Source organism: Hyphomonas sp. CY54-11-8, from assembly GCF_000682735.1.
GTDB lineage: Bacteria > Pseudomonadota > Alphaproteobacteria > Caulobacterales > Hyphomonadaceae > Hyphomonas.
Map to the genome: position 1 here is coordinate 124,480 of NZ_AWFD01000038.1, position 20,675 is coordinate 145,154.

Here is a 20,675-nt window from a genome sequence, read left to right on the forward strand (position 1 = left end):
CCTCTGGCTCCCTATTCCGCCGGAATGGCGGTTGCCGTCGACGCCTTGTGGCGTTTCAGGACCGACTTGTGGATGGATTCCGGAACTTCCTTCGGCTTCTCGGTCAGACCGATGAAGAAAAGGATCACGAAGTAGCCGAAGTAGCAGAAGGTCAGGATCAGCGAGAGATGCCGGAACTGGAAGGTCGGCGCCGGCACCGCGGAGAGCGATGGGTTCGAACCAGCCGGAAGTGTTTCCATGAAGCTCTTGGCGTCGTGGTAGGCTTCACCGCCGCCTTTGTATTCGCTGGTCACTTCCACCGCATTCTCGGTGTAGCTGACGACCAGTTTCGGATCGCCCTGCAACGCCGGGATTACGGCGTCATCCGGGTTTGCCGCACCACACCAGCCGAGCAGCAGGCAGACCACGACAAAGCCGAAGAAGAACTGCTTGGCCACCGGACGGTAGCGCATGGACTTCACTTTAGACGTGTCGAGCCATGGCAGCAGGAACAGGACCGCGATCGCCGCGAACATGAAGATCACGCCCAGCAGCTTGGCCGGGATCGGGCCGAGGTCGAAGGTGATGGCACGCAGGATTGCGTAGAATGGCAGCAGGTACCATTCCGGCACGATGTGCGACGGCGTGACCAGCGGGTTGGCCTCAACATAGTTGTCGGCATGGCCCAGCACGTTCGGAGCGTAGAAGACGAACACCGCGAACATGAGGAGGAAGATGACGATCGCGAAGGCGTCCTTCACCGTGTAGTACGGGTGGAACGGAACCGTTTCCTTCTCGACATCCTGAACTTCGACACCAGTTGGGTTGTTGTTGCCCGGAACGTGCAGCGCCCAGACGTGCAGGATCACGACAGCCGCGATCATGAACGGCAGCAGATAGTGCAGCGAGAAGAAGCGCTGCAGGGTCTGGTTGCCGATGGACGGGCCGCCCATCAGCCAGGTCTGGATGCTCTCACCGATCAGCGGGATCGCACCGAACAGGCCGGTGATCACGTTGGAACCGTGATAGGACATCTGGCCCCAGGGCAGCATGTAGCCGAGGAAGGCCGTGGCCATCATTAGCAGGTAGATCACACAGCCGAGGATCCAGAGCACTTCGCGCGGCGCTTTGTATGAACCATAATAAAGCCCCCGGAACATGTGAATGTAGACCGCAAGGAAGAACATCGAGGCGCCATTGGCGTGGATGTAGCGAAGCAGCCAGCCATAAGGCACATCGCGCATGATGCGCTCAACCGAAGCGAAGGCGCCATCGACGCTGGCTTCATAGTGCATGGCCAGAATCACACCGGTGATGATCTGGGTGGCAAGGCAGACCGCCAGGATGCCACCGAAGGTCCACCAGTAGTTCAGGTTCTTCGGGGTCGGAAAATTGATTGCCGTATCCTGGGCGAACCGGATGATTGGCAGGCGGGTATCCAGCCAGCGTGTGAACGCATTGGTCGGAGTGTAAGAGGATTCGTGTCCGCTCATGGGCTACCGTCCTTACAGCGAGATGTTGACCACGGTGTCCGAAACATAGCGGTAGTTCGGAACCGGAAGATTGCGGGGGGCCGGGCCTTTGCGGATGCGGCCGGACGTATCGTAGTGCGAACCGTGGCACGGGCAGTACCAGCCGCCGAAGTCGCCGGTGTTGCCCTGTGCCGGACCGACCGGGACGCAGCCGAGGTGCGTACAGGAACCTGACGTGATCAGGATAGCCCGGTTCAGTTCGCCGTTCGGCTTCGGGTTCAGGCGCTCGTCATCGGTCTGCGGGTCACGCAGCGATGCGACGTTCACCGATTCGGCCGCAGCGATCTCAGCCGGGGTCCGGTGACGGACAAAGAAAGGCTTGCCCCCGATGAGCACGCGAATTTCGCTGCCCAGCGGGATCTTGGAGATATCGACGTCCAGGGCCGATGCGGCCTTGGTATCTGCTGCCGGGTTCCACTGGTCGACAGCGACCCAGGCGAACATGGCAGCACCGCCGAAAGCTGCCGCTCCCGTCGCGATGTGAATAAAGTTGCGGCGGTCCTCGTCAACAGCACCGCCGTGCTCAAGTGATGTCTGATCGGTCACGCTTTTCCCGTCCTCAACAGGCAGAGTTCTGGCCCCTAATTACAGAACCCCGCCCTCTCGCACATTGCGGCAAGTGGGCGCGGGGCCAGCCCCCTGAGATACACTGAAAAAGGGCGTTATCCTGACTTGAGCCCTGTGACAACAGGGGGCTTGCAAGCTGTGCAGCTTACGCCACAAGACAATGCCCATGACGATAACCGACCTCGACACCCAAAAACAGCGCGCGCGAGACTGGTTCCGCGCCCTCCAGGAAGACATCTGCAGCCGCTTCGAAGCCATTGAGCAGGCCGCTGAACCGCCCTTGTACCGGGGCGATGCGGGCAAATTCGAGCTGACGGAGTGGAAACGCGGCGACGGCAGCGAGGACCTGGGCGGCGGGCGTATGGGCCTGATGCGCGGCAAGGTGTTCGAGAAGGTCGGTGTCCATTTTTCAGAGGTTTATGGCACTTTCTCGGAAGGCTTCGCTGCACAAATCCCCGGCGCAGACCAGTCTGACGGGCGATTCTGGGCCTCGGGAATTTCGCTCATCGCTCACCCGCGTAACCCGCATGTGCCCGCCGCTCACATGAACACGCGCATGCTTGTAACCAGCCAGAGCTGGTTCGGCGGCGGCGGAGACCTCAATCCCCTGCTCGCCTATCAGCGCGATCAGGCCTTCGAGGATTCTGTGGAATTCCACGCCGCCATGAAAGCAGCGTGCGATACGCACCCCGGCGCGGACTATGCGCAGATGAAGGAAACCTGCGACACTTACTTCCACCTCCCTCACCGGGACGAGCCGCGCGGCACCGGCGGTATTTTCTACGACCGTTTCAATACGGGCGACTGGGAAACGGATTTCGCGTTCACGCAGGAAGTCGGAAAGCAATTCGCCGGCATCTATCCCAAACTCGTACGCAAGCGGTTCCAGAAGGCATGGAGCGAAGCCGAACGCGAAGAACAGCTGATCCAGCGCGGCCGCTATGTGGAGTTTAACTTGCTCTACGACCGCGGCACGACGTTCGGACTGAAGACCGGTGGCAATGTCACCAGCATCCTGTCCTCCATGCCGCCCGTGGTGAAATGGCCCTGACCGGCCCGCAATTCCGGCAGAAGCGCCCGGTCTCCAGTCAGAAAGCTCATCCTCGCGGCACAAGATTCCCGCGCTTGGGGTAGACGGCAGACGGTTGGGCAGTTTCCAGATATATTAACAATCCTGATGGTGGACGACAGCCGGGCCCCTCCCTGGGGTGCCAGTCTGGTGCTGGTGCTGGCGACGGCTTTGGCCGGCGCTATGGGCGGAATTGTCACCCGTTCCGGCAAGGAACCCTGGTATTCGGGACTCGAGAAATCTTCTCTCACACCACCGGACTGGATGTTCGGAATTGTCTGGCCCGCTCTCTTCTCACTGATGACGCTCAGCGCCTTGCTGGTCTTGTGGCGCGCCGGGAGTTCCAGTGCCGCCAGCCGCGCGCTTGGCATTTATTTTGCCATGCTGATGGTGAATGTGGGCTGGAGCCTGTTCTTTTTCGGCCTCAAGCAGATCCCGCTGGCGCTTGGCGTGCTGACCGCGCTCTGGCTGCTGATCCTCGCCATGATGGGAGAGTTTGCCCGCATCTCGAAGCCCGCCGCCTGGCTTCAATTGCCCTACCTGGCCTGGGTCACCTTCGCAGGATATCTGAACCTCTATATCTGGTCAGCTAATCCGCCCGGATGAGCCGGGCGAGCAAGGCATCTCGTGTCAGCGTGAAGCCGGAAGCGATCCAGGCCTCCTCCGCCGTTGCCAACGCCTTGCCGATTGCCGGACCGGCCAGACCGGCTGCCAGCGCGTCCGCCCCGCCGACGGGCAGTTCAGGTCTCGACCACCGCGCAGCAGCGGCCAATACGAGCTTCAGGCTGTCACCTGTCCCGCTGGCAGCCTCAATAAGGGCCCGGTCACAAACGACCTCCGGCCCGTACCGGTAAAAGGCTTCAGCCAGCTCTGCCGGACTCAGCGTTTCAATATGTCCCAGCGCCGGGTCCGCCCAATCTGCCAGCCTGTCCTGCTCGGCATTCGACAGACGCAGGATCTGGCTGACTTCGCGAACTTCGCGCAGGCGGCGCGGCAGCATGCTCATCAGTCGCTGCATCGGATCAGGCGTCATATTTGCTGATCGTTCAGCAGACACGAGGGCTGGTAATGCGCCTGCCGTCGCCTCTGGCAATACCGCCTTGAGCACGCCGCTCTCTTCCATGGCCAGCATCGCATCAGATGGGTCCGGCGCTTCCAGAAGGCGTTTCAGTTCTTTCCAGATCCGCTCCCGGGCAATCTTTGCGAGGCCGTCTTTCTGCCGCGTGCAGGCAGCGAGCCCGTCTTCATCCACCTCGGCGCCATACCAGGCGTTGAACCGGAAGAAGCGAAGGATGCGCAGATAGTCTTCCTTCAGGCGCTGATCACCATCGCCGATAAAGATCACGCGGCCGGCAAAAGCATCTTCGATGCTGCCGGGTACGACCTCGTGCAGGGTTCCATCCGGACCCGCATAGATGGCGTTCAGGCGGAAATCCCGGCGCTCGGCATCCTCCGCCCAGTCTTCCGTGAAAGCAACTACGGCACGCCGGCCATCGGTTTCGACATCCCTGCGCAAACTGGTGATCTCGAACGGTTTGCCGCCAACGATCGCGGTGACGGTGCCGTGCTCGATCCCCGTCGGCAGGGCCCGGATGCCCGCAGCCTGCATGGCCTTCATGACGTCATCGGGCAGGATCTGGGTGGCGATGTCGATGTCATCTGCCGGAATGCCGCGCAGCGTGTTACGCACACAGCCCCCGACAAATCGTGAGCCGCCGGGGCGCGCCGCTTCGAGCGCCGCCATCACGGCGCGTGTCCCCGGCGCGTTCAGCCAGTCAGCTTGTATCCGGTCAGTCTGAGCCATCTTCGGTGATGTCCGTCCCGTCGGTGGGCAGCTCGATCGACCCGCCCGGATCTTCGCTGCCTGCCCGGCCGGCATCCTTGAGATCATGCGCGCAGGGATAAAACTCTCCCGGCACAAGCTTGCCATCCACATAACGGGTCGGTTTCTGGCACATTTCCGGTTCGCGCTTCTCCAGGAATGTCATCGCGAAAAAGGCCACGACCGCCAGGCCCAGACCGATCAGGAACAGCATGTTGATCGGCCATTTCCGGCGGCCTTCATGCTCGGCCGTCGTTGTGGCCAGCAGATAAAGCCCGAACACCAGAAACGGGATCGAGAAGAAAAAGAGTTCGAAGAGTATCCGTCCGGCCAATGTCCCGGTTCCTCGCTTGTGATGTTCCTCAGGATAGGCAGATGCCGAAACCAGCGAAACCCTAAACAGACAAAGCCTTACGCTTCGTAGAGCGTTTCATAGAGGCGCTGGATAATTCCTGCTGTCACGCCCCAAATGCGATAGCCATTATGGGGCATCTCGTAATAACGCCGCGGCTTGCCTTTGTAGATCGCCTCCCCCATCCGGTGATTGCGGGCATCCATCAGGAAATCGAGCGGGGTTTCGAACACGTCGGCCACTTCGGTCGGGTCCGGCACAGGTTCGAAGTCCGCCGGCAGCAAGCCCACAACCGGCGTGATGCGGTAGCGCGTACCGGTCACATACGGCGCCGCCTTGCCGAGGATCTGCACATCGTCCGGCACAACGCCGACTTCCTCTTCCGATTCGCGCAAGGCGGCGGCCACCTCGTCGAGGTCAATCGGGTCCACCTTGCCGCCCGGAAACGCCACCTGCCCGGCATGATCGGCCATCGTGGTGGGCCGCACGGTCAACAATGCCGTCGCGCCGGACACGCGTGGAATAACCCCGACAAGCACCGCCGCAGGACGGATGATCGCCACCTCTTCCGGCGACAGGAAATCCATATCGCCCGTCTCCCCCAGCCGGCCATCGCCCACCGGCGGATCGAGCCGCGATTCGACACGCGCGATGAAGTCTTCGAGGCCTCGCCAGGACATGCCCTTTATCCTCAGGCCGCAGAGCCGATGGGAAAGAATGTTCCCTGGCTCCAGACACCCAGAATGTCCGGATTGTCCGGCGAAGGCTCGGCCATCTCGACGAGATCGTAAAAGGCAGCGCGGGTCAGTTTCGCCTCCAACCGCCCCCGCACCAGCACATAAGGCGACGGCTCACCGGTCTCCGGATCGGTCTCAACGCGGATCGGTGCGTCCGGTCCGGCCAGCGTAATGTCATCCAGATTGGTCAGAAAGGCGAGCGTCTGATCCCGGCCTGGTTCGCCCACACGGTCCACCCGGACGCCCAGGAATGGGGCATCCTCGACTGTGACGATCACTTTCTCGTAGGGCGTGACCAGCCAGGTCTTCCCGTCCTCATCCTTGCGCAGGATACGGGAAAACAGCTTCACCAGCCGCTCACGGTTAATGCGCGATCCATCATGCCACCAGGCGCCATCAGCCCGAATCTCCATGCCGATGTCGGCGCTGTGTTCCGGGTTCCAGAGATGCACAGGCGGCAGCTTTCCATCCAGCTTGCCCTCGGGCAGGATGGATTTCAGCGTTTCTTCAAGGCTGATTGTGGTTGCTGAACTGGATGTCACACCTTCCTCCGCCTTGAAGAGGCCTTACAAATAGGTCTGATTGCAGATGACGCAAACCCGGAGACGCTTTTAGAATATGGCTGATACTGATGTGACTGCCGAGGCGATTGTCGCCGATGCCGAGGCCGCCGCCGAAACCCTGCAGCAGGTGAAAGCCGAAATCGCCAAGGCCGTGTTCGGCCAGGAGCGTGTGGTCGAGCTCTCATTGGCCGCTGTTCTGGCAGGTGGCCATGCCTTGCTGATCGGCGCACCAGGCCTCGCGAAGACACGTCTTGTGGAGGCCATGGGCACCGCGCTCGGCCTGACCAATCAGCGCATCCAGTTCACGCCGGACCTGATGCCGTCGGATATCCTCGGCTCGGAAGTTCTGGACGAGAGCGCCAGCGGCCAGCGGACCTTCCGCTTCCTGCGCGGCCCGATCTTCACCCAGCTGCTCATGGCGGACGAGATCAACCGCGCCTCCCCGCGCACCCAGTCTGCTCTCCTGCAGGCCATGCAGGAACGCCATGTGACTGTGGCAGGTGTCCGGCATGACTTGCCCGCTCCTTTCCATGTGCTGGCGACCCAGAACCCGATCGAACAGGAAGGCACCTATCCGCTGCCCGAAGCCCAGCTCGACCGCTTCCTTCTGAAGGTCGACGTCAACTATCCGGATCTCGATACCGAACGCCGCATCCTGATCGAGACGACCGGCGGCGCTGACCAGACCGTACGCCCGGCCCTGGATGCCGAGCGGCTGATGGCACTGCAGGCGCTGGTGCGGAAAATGCCTGTTGGTGAGAAGATTGTCTCCGCCATTCTCTCGCTCGTCCGCGAAGCGCGGCCGGAACAGACTTCCGACCCGCATGTCAAACGCCTCGTCGACTGGGGACCGTCGCCGCGCGCCGGCCAGGCGCTGATGCTGGCCGCCCGGTCCCGTGCGCTCCTGCGCGGCCGGTTCGCGCCAAGCCTCGAAGATGTCGAAGCCCTCGCCGAACCCTGCCTCGGCCACCGCATGGCTATGCGCTACGACCCGACCGGCGAAGCGCCCGGCCTTTCCGAACTGATCAACGATCTCGCGCGGAAGGTGGCGTAGCGCAGCCCGATGACTCCAGCTGCCGACCTTCGTGCCGAAGCCGAAGCCCTTGCCCGCCAGCTGCCCGGCCTGAACTTCAAGGCCGAGGCGAGCGAGGCGGCGCATATCGGCTCGGCCGGACGGCGTCGGCCCGGCACGGGCGAACATTTCTGGCAGTACCGGCGCTATGCACAGGAAGATGCCGCCGACCGGGTGGACTGGCGCCGCTCGGCCAAGGGCAATGAACTCTTCGTACGCGAGACGGAACTCGAAACCGCCCGCACGGTCCTTTTCTGGTGCGACGACAATCCCGGCTTCCGATGGAAGGCCGAGGGTGAGCTCCGCACCAAGGCCGAGGAAGCGACCGTACTCATGCTGTCGCTCGCCATCATGCTGTCCAAGGATGGCGAACGGGTCGGCGCACTTGGCGGCGGACGCGGCGCAAGTTTCGGCAAGCGCGCGGTCGACCGGCTCTCAGAAGAACTTTCCCGCGGCACCGGCGGAACCTTCCCTGCCCCACCGCGCAGTTCGGCGACGCTTATCATCGCCTCAGACTTTTACGATCCAATCCCGGAATGGCGCGCGCGGCTTGCACCCCTGGCCGGCAAATGCCCGGAAGGCATCCTGCTCGCCGTCTCTTCCCCGATCGAAGTCGACTTCCCGTTCGAAGGCCGCGTAAAGCTGCACCGGCCGGGATCTGCGCTCTCCCGCATCTTCGGCCGGGCGGAAACCATCCGCGAGGAATACCACCAACGCTTTGCGGCCCAGCGTGATGCGCTCAGTGAGCTGACCAATAGAATGGGTTGGCGCTTCGTTTCCCATGTTTCGAGCCAGCCTCTGCTGCAAAGCGCTGCCCGCCTGAAGGCCCAGCTTGAAAGCTTCGGGGCGAAGCTATGACAGCATTCGGCCCCTTCCTGTTCGGCGCACCCTGGGCACTGGCCGCCTTGATCGCCCTGCCGGTGATCTGGTGGATCCTGCGCGCCACCCCGCCTGCACCAAAGGACATTGAGCTACCGTCCCTGCGCATCCTCGAAGGCATGGAGCCGAAGGAAGAAACCCCGGCCCGCACGCCGTGGTGGGTCTGGCTGATCCGGACCCTGGCCGTCACCGCCGCGATCCTCGGTCTCTCTCAGCCCGTCTACGCGCCAGGTGCCAAGACGGAATCTGTTGAAGGATCAGGCCCACTCCTGATCGTGATCGACAATGGCTGGCCATCTGCCCCACGCTGGAGTGAGCTCGTTAATGCCGCCACAGCGACGCTCGACACGGGCAGCCGCGACATGCCAGTCCACCTGCTGCTGACCGCGCCGCAGCAACTGAACAACGACCCTGCAGAACGGCTGAGCACCACCGATGCCGCAAAGCGCATATCGTCCTTGAGACCGCAAGCCTGGAGCACGGACCGCGCAGACGCCATCGCCCGGCTGGAAGAATCCGGACTGAAACCGGGCCGCATCTTCTGGGCCAGCGATGGTCTGGAAAACGCCGGAGGCCGGGCCTTCGCGGCAGATCTATCTGCTCGTGCCCCGCTCACCGTGTTTGCTGCTCCCCCGCATGCGCCCGCGGCCATCACCCGGCTGAACTCAGAAACAGACTCCGTTTCGGTCACGCTCCGCCGGGTCGACTCCCGCGGGGAAGAACGCGCCTTTGTCTCTGCCCTGACGCTAGACGGCTCCGCGCTCGCAACTTCCGAGGCGACATTTGTCGATGGAGCCAATGAAGCCAGCGCCGATTTCACCATCCCCGCCGCAGCCCTTGCGCGCATTGCCCGCTTCACTGTGACCGGCCGGCAAGGGGCCGGCACTGTTTGGCTTTGGGACTCTTCTGACCGCTCCCGCCGTGTGGGCCTCGTCGATGCAGGTGCGGTTGCGCAGCCTCTGCTTTCGGACATGCACTATGTGCGCAAGGCGCTGGAACCGTTCGCCTCCATCACCGAAGGCACCGTCGAAACGCTGGTGGCTGAATCGCCAGATGCGATCATCCTCACAGATGTCGGGCAGATCCTGCCGGAAGACGAAAAGCGGCTGGCGGACTGGGTGGAAAACGGCGGCGCGCTGATCCGCTTTGCCGGGCCACGTCTTGCTGCGCAGGGGGATGACCTGCTGCCCGTGCCGCTGCGCCGTGCGTCGCGCGCGCTTGGCGGCGCCCTCGCCTGGGATGAACCGCAGGCCCTTGCCCCATTTTCCGACACCTCTCCGTTCGACGGACTGGACGTGCCGCCGGACGTACGGGTCACGCAGCAGGTCCTCGCCCGTCCGGGACCGGAGCTTTCGAACCATACCTGGGCCCGCCTTGCAGATGGTTCGCCGCTGGTCACGGCCGATGGGCGCGGTGCCGGAACAATTATCCTGTTCCACATCACAGCCGGGCCAGACTGGGCCAACCTTGCCTACTCCGACCTCTTCCCGCAAATGCTGCGCCGCTGCATAGCCGCCGGCCGGGGCGAGTCTGTGAATGACGAGGAAGGCGCCTACACACCCAAGCTGATTCTGGACGGGTACGGACGGCTGGAATCGCCCGGCCCGGCGGCTGCACCGCTCAAGGCAGCGGACTTTGATACGCTTGAGCCATCCGAGGCGCATCCGCCCGGGCTTTACCAGGGGCCCGCAGGCACGCGCGCACTCAATGCCGCGCGAAACGCAAAGCCGGACCTTATCGCGTCCTGGCCGCCTGCTGCCCGCCTGCTGGGGGATGCCGAGGCACGATCGTTGCGTCTTGCCGGACCGTTGTTGGCCTTTGCTGCACTACTTCTCGCGCTGGACCTGTTTATCGCCCTGCTCGTTGCCGGCCACCTACCACGCCTGAGCCGAAAAACAGGTATGGCGGCGGTTGTGCTGGCGGCAGGCCTGTCCCTTGTTTCGGCGCCCGACGCCAGCGCGCAGGAATATCAATACCGGCTGATGCCGGACGGCACATATCGCCGCGTTGCAACCGGTCCCACCATTATTCCTCTACCAAAAGGCAATGCGCCACAGTCGGACGTCGACGCGGCCCTGCGGATGCGGTTCGGTTATGTAAAGACGCCCGACATCGCCCTCAATGAACGGGCCCGGTCCGGTCTGTTCGGCTTGTCGACGACACTGTTCAGCCGCACCTCCGTCGAACCGGACATGCCGGACGAACTGGATCTCGAATCCAGCCCGCTGGAGCTCTATCCGCTCATTTACTTCGCCGTGCCTCAGGGCGCCGCGCCATTGTCGGAGAAGGCCATTGCGCGGCTGAACGCTTATCTACGTTCCGGCGGTGCCCTGGTGATTGATACGCGGGACGGTGACACCCCCGGCTCCACTGAAATCACGCGGCTTGAAAACCTGCTCGAAGGACTGGATGCACCGCCGCTCCAACCAGTGCCGAGCAACCACGTCCTGACCCGGTCTTTCTATCTGCTGTCGGACTTTCCGGGTCGCTACGCTGATCGCCAGCTCTGGATTGAACAAGCTGGATCAGCGTCCGCCCCGCGCGGCGATGGAGTCTCCGGTCTGTTCATCGGGGATGCCGACTGGATTTCCGCCTGGGCAATCGATGAACGGGGACGTGATCTTTATTCCGTTGATGGCGGCGAGGACCAACGCGAAATGGCCCGGCGCTTTGGCGTCAATCTCGTCATGTATATTCTGACGGGCAGCTACAAGGACGATCAGGTCCACCTGCCTGCCCTGCTGGAGCGTCTGGGTGAAAGCGATGGCGGCACCGATAGTTTCGGTCCACGCTCTCGCCCGCCGGGCAACAACCGGGATAATGACGAGCCGCAATTCCTGCCGAATGGAATGCCGCAATGATCGAAGCTGTCCGCATCGGGTTCGATCCCTTTCTTGGTTGGCCAGTCCTCTGGGCCGTATCCGGCATCGCTGTGCTGGCATGGCTGGCCTATATTTTCCTGCGGGGCCGAGCCTGGCTGACACGCGGGCTGGGCCTGACGCTGCTCGCTGCGGCGCTTTCCAATCCAAGCCTTGTGCATGAAGAACGCGAACCCCTGCCCTCCGTGGCAGCCGTAGTGCTTGATCGTTCCGAAAGTATGGATATCGGCGACCGGGCAGCCGCCGCCCGCAAGGCCTATGACGAGGTGCAGGCGAAACTTGCCGAAGACCCAAGCCTCGAAGTCCGCGTTCTGGAGAGTGATCCGAACGATGATGGCACGCATCTTTACAGCGCGCTGGAAGGCCTGATGGCCGATGTGCCGCGTGACCGGATCGCAGGTGCCATCCTGATTACCGATGGTCAGCTGCATGACGTTCCAGGCAAACCGGATGCGGAAGGCGTGATCGGCCCGGTCCACAGCCTGATTGTGGGTGACCCCGACCGGGGCGACCGCCGGGTCGAACTGGTCGAAGCGCCAAGCTTCGGCATCGTCGGCGAGACGGCAGACCTGATCGTGCGGGTGGATGATCCTGACGGCGGCGAGATTGATCTCGATGTATCGGTCAATGGCGGTATTCCGGAACGCGTGCGCGTGAAAGCCGGAGAAGCGACCCCGCTTCCGATCAATATCGAACGGCGCGGCGAGAACATCGTCGTGGTTGAAGCGCCGCCCGGCCGGCAGGAACTGACCATGGCGAACAACCGAACGGCCGCGAGCCTGGCCGGTGTACGCGATCGTCTCCGTGTTCTGCTCGTCACCGGCAAGCCGAACCAGGCGGGCCGCACCTGGCGGGACCTGCTGAAGTCTGACCCTTCCGTCGACCTTGTCCACTTCACGATCCTGCGGCCGCCCTACAAGAGCGACAACGCCACCGAAGACGAACTGGCCTTGATCGCCTTCCCCACCGAGGAATTGTTCGAAGCAAAGCTCACGGAATTCGATCTCATCATCTTCGACCAGTATGAGCGCCGGGGCGTGATCACGCAGACCTATCTCGCGAATATGGCGCGCTATGTGACCGAGGGCGGCGCTTTGCTGATCGCAGCCGGTGAGGATTTTGCCGGCCCGGCGAGTCTCGCCCGCTCTCCCCTCGCCTCTGTGCTCCCAGCCGCGCCTACCGGTGTGGTCCGGACAGGTGAATTCGTTCCCGCCCTCACGGAAGCCGGAAAACGCCACGCCGTGACCGCGCCTTTGGAAGGACGCAGATGGGGCGGCTGGATGCGTTATATCGAGTCGACCGCCGAAACAGGTGATACGGTGCTTGCTGCGCCCGACGGGAAGCCGCTCCTGGTATTGGACCGTGTCGGCAAAGGCCGGGTCGGCATGCTGATGTCCGACCAGATCTGGCTGTGGGCCAGAGGCTATGATGGCGGGGGACCGTTCGCAGAGATGATCCGCAGGGTCGTTCACTGGTTGATGAAAGAACCGGAACTTGAGGAACGCCGTCTCAAGCTCACTGCCGAAGGCGATACCGCCAGAGTTGAACTTCGCAGCCTGATGGACACAGCCCCGCCGCTGCAGATCGAAACACCGGAAGGCGAAACGATAGAACCGGCCTGGACTGAAACCGGCCCCGGTATTTTCACCGCCGAGGCACCCATCGACCAGCTGGGCCTTTACCGCGCCCGGGCCGGCGGACTCGAAACCGTCGCCCTGAACGGACCGGCAAACCCTAAGGAATATGCCGACCTTCAGTCCACGATCAAAGTGTTGCAGCCATTGGCGCGTGCAACGGGTGGCGGTGTGTTCCGCTTGAACGCCGACGGATCCGGCCTGCCGGATATCCGCCGCTCTGGCGCACGAGGCATTTCTGCGGGCGGCAACTGGCTGGGCCTGCGCGAACGCGGCGCTTATGCCGTCCGCTCCTCTTCCAGCCAGGCCCTGTTGCCCGGCATTGCCGCCGCCGCCCTGCTGGTTCTCTTCCTGCTGCTCGCCTGGCGCCGCGAGGGCCGATAGAATTCACCCGGCCTGCTTACGCAGCTTCCGGATTGACCGCCATGCGGGCAGCTGCCGGTGCGGCGCCTTCCAGCTTCGGTTTCGGCATCAGGAATAAGGCAAAGAAGACGATTACAAACCAGATCGCAACGACGTGGAAACAGTCTCGGAAGGCCAGCACCTGGGCCTCGGCAGAGACCTGCCGTCCGATCACGCCAAATGCGTTCTGGAATGCCGGCAGCACGGCCATGCCGTTGCGTTCCAGTTCCTGCGCATAAATTGCATGCTGGTAGAGCATTTCGGCGTTTGCTTCATTCATACCCACAGAAAGGTGATCGCCGTGAAAGATCAGACGGCGCTGTAGCAAGATCGCCAACAGGTTCACCCCGAATGCGCCGCCGACCTGCATCAGGAAGGAGACGCCACCGGTTGCCGAGGCGAGCAGATGCGGCGGAGAGGCGCGCACCGCGGTCGTGTTCGCCGGCGGCATGCAGAAACTGATTCCGACGCGCGACAGGAAGATCCAGCCGACCAGAACCCAATAAGGTGTGAGTGCAGTAACCCCCGCCAGCAGGTAAGCTGCCGCAGCGAAACTGAGAATGCCGAATGCCAGCAGGAAGCGGGCATCCACCCGGTCTGTCAGGCGTCCGGCGATGGGAAAGCCGACCACCATGGCGAGGCCGGCCGGAATCATCATCACACCCGCCGCGGTTGGCGAATAATGCTGCACCATCTGGACGAAGAGCGGGATCAGGTAGGTGGACGCATAAATGGCGATACCAGTCGCCGAAATGATCAATCCCGCGGACCAGAATTGCCGGTACATGAAGATCGCCGGATTCAGCGCCGGGAACGGATGCCGACGTTCCCACAAGACGAAACTGATGCCGCCAATCACACCGACGGTGAATTTCAGATAGGTGATGTCGGAATCCCAGCCATCGCGGTTCGCTCCTGCAAAGGCCGACAGCAGGCTGACGATGGAAATGGTGAGGAGACCCAGCCCCTGCCAGTCGAGCGGCGGACGGGTACGGACATTGGGGTCCTCCCCCGTCGGCATCAGGAAAGGGGCGACGCTAAGCGCGACGAATGCAAGCGGCAAAGTGGCGACGAACACCAGACGCCAGCTTGCAAGGTCCACAGCAATCCCACCCAGTGCCGGGCCAAAGGCAGGTGCCAGGACGACACCAATGGAAAAAATGCCCATCGCCGTGCCGCGCTGATTGTCCGGGAAGGTCTGGAAGATCAGGAACATCGACATGGGCTGCAGGAGCCCGGCGGAAATACCCTGCAGAGCGCGCGACAGGATCAGCATTTCCAGCGTCGTCGATACCGCCCCCATCAGAGAGCCGACAATGAACAGGCACATGCCCACGACATAGGTCGCCCGCGGACCATAGGTGTGCATCGCCCAGGCATTTGCCAGCATGGCGATGGTGGACGAGGCGAGAAAGGCCGTCGACATCCATTGCGCCTGGTCCTGACCGAGACCAAAGGCGCCGATGATCGCAGGCAGCGCAACATTTACTGTTGTCGCCGCCAGCATCGTGGCGAGCGATCCGGTCAGCATCGCGCCGAGCAGGATCCAGCGATAATTCGGGCCGAATTGTTCAAAGCGCCGCCTGACGGCGGACCCGGCCATGGCCGGAATGTCATGTGCCGGAACCTTGCCGGGTGAGGCCGCTGCCGTACTCACGCCGGATCTTCGGCGGCCTGCTTGCGGATCCGGACCGTCACCATGGTTCCCGGCCGCAGGCGCAGGCCCGGATCGTCCAGATCGATTCGGACCGTGATGCGTTGGGTGATCTTCGTGAACACGCCATTGGCGTTGGGATTCGGCATCATGGCGGATTCAGCCAGCGTGGCATTGTGAATCCGGGTCACATGGCCTGTGATCTTTGCGCCCGGATGACTGTCCGCTTTCACACGCACTTCTGCGCCAGTGTCAACTTTCCGGATGTCGGTTTCCTTGATATTCGCCGACACCCAGACCGCATCCGGATCATGCATCAGCGCGACACGGAAACCGCGCAGGGAATGCTCTCCGGTATCGTAGAAAAGCTCGTCGATCACCCCGTCGATGGGCGCGCGGATCGTATGCTGTTCCACAACAACGCGCTGGGCATCCACGCGCGCTTCGGCCTGCTGCAACGAGGCGCGCAGGACGCCGAGGTCCAGCTCGATCAGGCGGACTTCCTCTCCCTGTATGGAGGCGGTCCTCTGTTCGGCGCGGGCACTGTCCCGGTCCGCCTCGGCCCGCAGCAGGCCCTGGCGGGCCGTGTCCAGCGCGTTGCGTGCCTGATCCAGCGCGCTCTGTGGAACAAGCCCCCGATCGAACAGGCCTTGGGTGCGGTCGAAATCCAGCTGGGCCGTTTCAAGATCTGAACGCGCCGCTTCGACGGAAGCCGACGCCGACTGTGTGCCGGCGCGACGGGCAGCGACCTCACTGCCCGCCTTGGACGAAGCCAGCCCGATCCGAGCCTCTTCCCGGGCGATTTCAGCCCTGAGGCGGTTTGCCTGGGCTTCGTATTCGGCCAGCGTATAGGCCGCTTCCCGGTCATCGATTGTATAGATGACGTCGCCCGCCTTCACGATGTCGCCCGCCGACACGCGCTGTGAGGTGATTTTGCCTGAAATATCCGTCGAAACGGCGATCATGTCCGCCGCGATCCGTGCGTCGGAAGTCGACACATAAGCGGCCCGGTCCGCCAGAAAGCGGAAAAGTCCCAACAAAACCAGCAGAACAAGGCCCGCGATCAGCCCCAAACGCACACGCGGATTGCGTAGATGTGCGGTCAGCGGCGCGCGAGACGGCTGGATGGTTTCGATTTCCGGCGTAACTTGTGTGTTTCCGTCCATGCCTCTTGCCGTGGCCTTGCGACCCGGTCCGTTTCTCTCCCTTGCGGCCATTCCGGACAGTTTTGAGTACCGTCTCTGTATTCCGCATTACACTTATGAACGTGACATTCCGCTAAGGCAATCAAGCCCCCTTCTTGCGTCGCCCCGGCGGGGTCTGTTTAGCTGCCGCAAACACCACAAATTCGGGGAGGCCATTCCAATGCCATTCGATCTTCCATTGCCGCCCCTGCCTGATCAGCCGGCAGGAGTCGCATGGCCCACAAAGGCCTGGTCCGAAGGCACGCCCGCGCCGGGAACGGATACCGCCCGCCTGGAAAGCCTGCTGGACCGGGCTTTCGCAGACCCTGCCCCGGGTACAATGGGCGAGACACATGCGTTCCTTGCGGTTCAGGGAGGCAGGATCGTTGCCGAACGATACTGGCGCGATTTCACCCCCGGCAGCACTTTCCCGTCCTGGTCTGAGGCCAAATCCATCACGCAGGCGCTGATCGGCATTCTCGTGCGCGAAGGCAGGATCGATATCCACGCGCCGGCGGACGTGCCGGAATGGCAAGGGGCGGATGATCCACGAGGTGTCATTACGCTGGACATGCTGTTGCGAATGTCCAGCGGATTGAAGTTCGTTGAGGATTATGTGCCGGGCTCCGTTTCAGACGTGATCGAAATGCTGTTCGGCAGCGGCCAGGAAGATGTGGCCGCATATGCAGCCGGCCAGCCGCTGGAGCATGAACCGGATACGTTCTGGAGCTATTCAAGCGGCACATCCAATATTGTGGCGCGCTGCGCCGCCCGCGCCCTGGACGCTCAAGGAGAGGCATTCAGGGACTTCATGTTCCGTGAACTATTCACCCCGATCGGCATGCGCTCTCCTCTTCCGAAATTCGATCCGGCAGGCACATTCATCGGTTCGTCCTTCTGCTATTGCACCGCACGGGACTTTGCCCGCTTTGGTCTTCTCTATCTGCGCGACGGCGTGTGGGATGGGAACCGCCTCCTGCCGGAAGGCTGGGTCGACTATGCCCGCACCCCCACACCTGCAGTCCCGGAAGTCGAAACGCTCGGCTATGGCGCCCACTGGTGGCTCGGCATGGCCGGCCCCGGAAGCTTCTCCTGCAACGGCTATGAAGGTCAGTACACGGTTCTCGTTCCGGAGAAAGACCTGATCCTCGTCAGACACGGAAAATCTCCTCTGGAAGCCAAGGAAGACGTGCAGGCCTGGATCGCGGACGTAGCGGACTGTTTCTGATTCCGGCAGCCGCAACATGACCGGCACCGGGCCGGTCATGTCACTCTCGCGGATTCAGGACCGCGGCGAAAAGCCGTTGTGAATGGCTTCCAGCTTGTTGCCGAACGGGTCCTTCACAAAACAGGTATAGATATCTGGGGTCGGATAACCCGGGCGTGGACCGGGTGCACCGGCGTCTGTACCGCCCTGCGCCAGCGCAGCCTTGTGGAATGCGTTCACCGCATCCCGGCTGGTCGCGTTAAAGCAGATGTGCGTCCCGTTGCCTGGCGTGTATACCGCTCCGTTCTCCGGAACCATGACGAGGAACTGAACCGCCCCGTCGCCGTATGCTGCAAAGCCTTGCGTGGCAGCCAGGCGGCTGACACCCAGTGCCTGAAGGACCGCATCATAGAACGCGCAGGCCGGCTCAATGGACGGCACGCCCACGCTCAGATGGTCGATGATATTCATTGGAATCTCTCAAGGGTATAAAGGCCGGGCGCCCGGAGGCACCCGGCCTGTTGGTATGACTACAGATCGGTCGCAGCCGTGTGCTGGATCTTCTGCCAGTTCTTCTCGGCCTTCGCGATCGTGCCGGCTTCGTCCTTCTGGAAGTTCCGGAAAATGTCTTCGTTCAGGAAGACATAGAGCTTGCCGTCACGAACGGCCGCGTACTGCGGATCGCCGTCGAACTTCTTGCCGACAGACACGCCGAAGGTACAGAAGCCGCCATTCTGCGGGAGGTAGCGGTCCGGGTTCTTCTTGAACGCGTTCATGTTGGCCTTGGTAGCGAAGTAGTAAGCGACGCCATCTTCGACGACCGTGTAGTCAGCCCGGCCTTCGACCCGATTGCCGATCTCGATCAGCGCGACGGGATCCGAACCGTGAAGCCCCAGCGGCGCGCCCGCTGCAGTCAGGCCGGCGGCCACGTTGTTTTCATCTGCAGCATGGGCAAAGCCTGCAGCGCTGGAGGCGATCATAAGTGCGGTCGCAGCCGCCTTGAACGGTGAAATCATATCTGTCTCCTGTGATTTCTGTTAGCCGGTTTGTTCCGACAACGGATATCTGTTGATTTCAGGAGGATCGATCAATCGCCACACCGAAGTTAGGGCGTTTTGGCAAACCGAATGGGACGGCGTGCAAAAATCAGGCGGCTGCGCGGCGGTATTCGCTGGGCGTAAGACCGAATTTTCCGGCGAACGCGCGGGTAAAGGCAGCTTGGGACTGGTAGCCGATTTCCGAGGAAACCTGTTGCACACTGCGCCTCTTGTCTTCCAGCAGGGCCAACGCCCGCTGCAAACGCCAGTTCGACAGATAGGCCATCGGGGCAATACCGAGGAGGTCGCTGAACCGCTCGGCGAAGCGGCTGCGCGACATGCCCACATCCCGGGCAAGCCGCTCCACCGTCCAGCTTTCCCCAGGGCGCGCATGGATAAGTTCCAGCGACCTGCCGATATGTGGATCACGGAATGCCTCAAGGACACGGTCCAGTTTGGATCCATTGCCGAGACCTGCGCGGATGAGCTCGATAAAGGCGATTTCCGACAGTCGGGTGACTGATGCAGAGGACCCGAACGGATCCCTGAAGATCCGCTGCGCGATCAGACGCAATACTTCATCCAGCCAGGGCGCCTTCGCCCTGGCCGAACCGGAAAGGAACATGTAATCTGGCAGGGCCGCCAATAGCGGGTGCTCAGCCCCCGCTCTCAGGGAGAAATGACCACAGACCATCTGCGTGGACGCGTCATTGTTGCCTTCACCCACGACCAGGACGCCCCGATTGTCATAATCGGCATCCTGAAGAACCTGTTCGAGGGATGGCGCGGCATCTACGGGTTTGTCCGAAAGGATGTGGCTGCGCCCGCGCGGGATCAGCACCAGATCGCCCGGACCCAGCACAATCGTCTCGCCGGATTCGAAGCGGACGTGGCATTCACCCTGTACTACAAGGTGGAACCGCGCGGCCCCTTCCAGGTCCGGCACGGTGACACTCCAGTCCGAATTGAAATCGGTTCGGAAATACATCACACCCTTGAGGGCAAGCGTATCGAGGATTTCATCAAGCAGGTCCATGGCGCTGAACTAGACATAGGCTCTACCCCCGGCTCCAATCACATGCTGGATACTTCCGCACACAAATGCGCGAGTATCCCCCTTTCCGAAGACTGCCGGTCCAGCCTATGCTGCTTTTCGAAAAGGGAGGACTGATCCATGACATCCATGCAAGCGGCCGTGCTTTATGCCGGTCTTTTCTGCCTGCTCATGCTGGTGCTGAAAGCGAATGTCGGGCGCGTGCGCACAAAACACAAGGTTGGCTTCGGCGACGGGAACAATGAAGCCATGCAGCGCAGCCTGCGCGTGCAGGGCAATGCGGTTGAAGACGTGCCGGTTGTCCTGCTGGGTCTGATCGGCCTCGGGGCGCTATCGGCCCCTGCCCTGCTGATCCATGGCCTCGGTGGCAGCTTCCTGATTGGGCGGATCCTGCACGCCATAGGTCTTGGCGGATCTGCGGGTAGCAGCTTCGGGCGCAGTGTTGGCACGTTGATCACGGCATTGGTCATGCTGATCACTGCCGGGGCATGCGGCTGGTTCGCGCTGACCTAAGCTGCAGTCACCATACCGAACAGTTTGCTGGCATCGCCGGCGAGGTCTTTCACCATGACGCGGGCCTGGTCCTGCGGACCTGGGAAGCTCAGCTGGTTCTTTGGCGTCACGGTGAAGCCGATTTCGCCAAAATAGGCCGGCGCGCCGATCAGGATCGCCGCTGGCCAGCCAGCGGCCTTGCCGGCCTCCAGCGCTTCACCAGTGACCGTCAGGCCAAGACGGCTGCCTCTGTGTGAAGGCGCCACGGCGACAGGCCCGTAAAACAAGGCCCTGTCCCGGTTAAGCCCGACGACCAGCGGCCAGACGCGGCAAACCGCGATCACCTGCCCGTCCAGTACGGCGACACGGTTGATCTCGGGCAGCGAGTGCGAGTATTCGCGCAACCGCTCCGCCGTCTTGGCAAAGTGGCCGGGGCCGAAGGTGCGGTCGAAGAGGTCTTCGATCGCCTCGGCGTGCAGGTCTGGGGTTTCGGGCACAATCTGAAGCATGAGGCGCGCCTTTAGGGCGGTGTGCTTCGTGGATCAATGGGGTATTTGCGC

At 62.3% G+C, this 20,675-nt stretch carries 20 protein-coding genes; 8 read left to right on the plus strand and 12 right to left on the minus strand.

The features are described 5' to 3' along the window. Positions 1-11 precede the first annotated feature (11 nt). Both HY17_RS18695 and petA read right to left on the minus strand, forming a co-directional pair. Positions 12-1,472: a cytochrome b N-terminal domain-containing protein gene (locus HY17_RS18695; protein ID WP_034769533.1), complete on the minus strand. Its 1,461-nt coding sequence runs from the start codon at positions 1,470-1,472 to the stop codon at positions 12-14. Positions 1,473-1,484: 12 nt separating this feature from the next. Further along, positions 1,485-2,057, minus strand: a complete 573-nt coding sequence (gene petA / locus HY17_RS18700) for a ubiquinol-cytochrome c reductase iron-sulfur subunit (RefSeq protein WP_034769535.1) — start codon at positions 2,055-2,057, stop codon at positions 1,485-1,487. Between the two features lie 187 nt (positions 2,058-2,244). Here petA and hemF point away from each other — a divergent pair, with 187 nt between their 5' ends. Together hemF and HY17_RS18710 are read left to right on the plus strand one after the other, a co-directional pair. Beyond that, positions 2,245-3,129, plus strand: a complete 885-nt coding sequence (hemF, locus tag HY17_RS18705; RefSeq protein WP_034769537.1) for an oxygen-dependent coproporphyrinogen oxidase — start codon at positions 2,245-2,247, stop codon at positions 3,127-3,129. Positions 3,130-3,255: 126 nt separating this feature from the next. Further along, positions 3,256-3,753, plus strand: a complete 498-nt coding sequence (locus HY17_RS18710; RefSeq protein WP_034769540.1) for a TspO/MBR family protein — start codon at positions 3,256-3,258, stop codon at positions 3,751-3,753. Here the strand turns inward: HY17_RS18710 and HY17_RS18715 are convergent. The 4 genes from HY17_RS18715 to HY17_RS18730 form a co-directional block, all read right to left on the minus strand. Continuing rightward, complete coding sequence (locus tag HY17_RS18715) at positions 3,737-4,951, minus strand: CCA tRNA nucleotidyltransferase (RefSeq protein WP_034769542.1); 1,215 nt, start codon at positions 4,949-4,951, stop codon at positions 3,737-3,739. The two genes, HY17_RS18710 and HY17_RS18715, sit on opposite strands and share 17 nt — an antisense overlap. Continuing rightward, the gene (locus HY17_RS18720) at positions 4,938-5,303 is read right to left on the minus strand and encodes a DUF6111 family protein (RefSeq protein ID WP_034769543.1); all 366 of its coding nucleotides are present in this window, start codon (positions 5,301-5,303) and stop codon (positions 4,938-4,940) included. The genes HY17_RS18715 and HY17_RS18720 overlap by 14 nt, the downstream gene beginning before the upstream one ends. Before the next feature lie 77 nt (positions 5,304-5,380). Next, positions 5,381-6,001 (minus strand): CoA pyrophosphatase, encoded by a 621-nt coding sequence (locus HY17_RS18725; protein ID WP_051600323.1) that lies wholly within the window; start codon positions 5,999-6,001, stop codon positions 5,381-5,383. Positions 6,002-6,012: 11 nt separating this feature from the next. Further along, a complete protein-coding gene (locus HY17_RS18730; RefSeq protein ID WP_081813232.1) occupies positions 6,013-6,600 on the minus strand; it encodes a DUF1285 domain-containing protein in 588 nt (195 codons plus the stop codon). 76 nt (positions 6,601-6,676) lie between these two features. Here HY17_RS18730 and HY17_RS18735 point away from each other — a divergent pair, with 76 nt between their 5' ends. Genes HY17_RS18735 through HY17_RS18750 form a run of 4 tightly spaced genes read left to right on the plus strand, consistent with a single transcriptional unit; the run spans position 6,677 to position 13,469 of the window. After that, complete coding sequence (locus HY17_RS18735; protein WP_034769547.1) at positions 6,677-7,675, plus strand: MoxR family ATPase; 999 nt, start codon at positions 6,677-6,679, stop codon at positions 7,673-7,675. Between the two features lie 9 nt (positions 7,676-7,684). Continuing rightward, positions 7,685-8,551: a DUF58 domain-containing protein gene (locus HY17_RS18740; RefSeq protein ID WP_034769549.1), complete on the plus strand. Its 867-nt coding sequence runs from the start codon at positions 7,685-7,687 to the stop codon at positions 8,549-8,551. Continuing rightward, positions 8,548-11,433 (plus strand): DUF4159 domain-containing protein, encoded by a 2,886-nt coding sequence (locus HY17_RS18745; protein WP_081813233.1) that lies wholly within the window; start codon positions 8,548-8,550, stop codon positions 11,431-11,433. Before HY17_RS18740 ends, HY17_RS18745 begins: the two co-directional genes overlap by 4 nt. Further along, positions 11,430-13,469 carry a hypothetical protein gene (locus HY17_RS18750; RefSeq protein ID WP_034769552.1) on the plus strand — a complete coding sequence of 680 codons (2,040 nt, stop codon included), beginning with the start codon at positions 11,430-11,432 and terminating at the stop codon, positions 13,467-13,469. The genes HY17_RS18745 and HY17_RS18750 overlap by 4 nt, the downstream gene beginning before the upstream one ends. Positions 13,470-13,485: 16 nt before the next feature. On the opposite strand, the gene HY17_RS18755 is transcribed toward HY17_RS18750, so the two are convergent. Together HY17_RS18755 and HY17_RS18760 are read right to left on the minus strand one after the other, a co-directional pair. After that, positions 13,486-15,144 carry a DHA2 family efflux MFS transporter permease subunit gene (locus tag HY17_RS18755; protein ID WP_233348871.1) on the minus strand — a complete coding sequence of 553 codons (1,659 nt, stop codon included), beginning with the start codon at positions 15,142-15,144 and terminating at the stop codon, positions 13,486-13,488. Further along, positions 15,141-16,307 (minus strand): HlyD family secretion protein, encoded by a 1,167-nt coding sequence (locus tag HY17_RS18760; RefSeq protein WP_034769554.1) that lies wholly within the window; start codon positions 16,305-16,307, stop codon positions 15,141-15,143. Before HY17_RS18760 ends, HY17_RS18755 begins: the two co-directional genes overlap by 4 nt. A 199-nt stretch (positions 16,308-16,506) precedes the next feature. On the opposite strand from HY17_RS18760, the gene HY17_RS18765 reads away from it, so the two are divergent. Further along, on the plus strand, positions 16,507-17,553 hold the full coding sequence (locus tag HY17_RS18765) for a serine hydrolase (protein WP_081813234.1): 1,047 nt from the start codon (positions 16,507-16,509) through the stop codon (positions 17,551-17,553). Positions 17,554-17,607: 54 nt separating this feature from the next. Here HY17_RS18765 and HY17_RS18770 read toward each other — a convergent pair whose 3' ends face one another. From HY17_RS18770 to HY17_RS18780, 3 genes are all read right to left on the minus strand, one after another. After that, complete coding sequence (locus HY17_RS18770) at positions 17,608-18,003, minus strand: VOC family protein (protein WP_034769556.1); 396 nt, start codon at positions 18,001-18,003, stop codon at positions 17,608-17,610. Positions 18,004-18,062: 59 nt separating this feature from the next. Next, positions 18,063-18,548: a YHS domain-containing (seleno)protein gene (locus tag HY17_RS18775; RefSeq protein WP_034769558.1), complete on the minus strand. Its 486-nt coding sequence runs from the start codon at positions 18,546-18,548 to the stop codon at positions 18,063-18,065. Positions 18,549-18,678: 130 nt separating this feature from the next. After that, a complete protein-coding gene (locus HY17_RS18780; protein ID WP_034769560.1) occupies positions 18,679-19,605 on the minus strand; it encodes an AraC family transcriptional regulator in 927 nt (308 codons plus the stop codon). Between the two features lie 138 nt (positions 19,606-19,743). On the opposite strand from HY17_RS18780, the gene HY17_RS18785 reads away from it, so the two are divergent. Beyond that, positions 19,744-20,136 (plus strand): MAPEG family protein, encoded by a 393-nt coding sequence (locus HY17_RS18785; protein ID WP_034769570.1) that lies wholly within the window; start codon positions 19,744-19,746, stop codon positions 20,134-20,136. Here the strand turns inward: HY17_RS18785 and HY17_RS18790 are convergent. Further along, complete coding sequence (locus HY17_RS18790) at positions 20,133-20,624, minus strand: GNAT family N-acetyltransferase (protein WP_034769571.1); 492 nt, start codon at positions 20,622-20,624, stop codon at positions 20,133-20,135. The two genes, HY17_RS18785 and HY17_RS18790, sit on opposite strands and share 4 nt — an antisense overlap. Positions 20,625-20,675 lie beyond the last annotated feature (51 nt).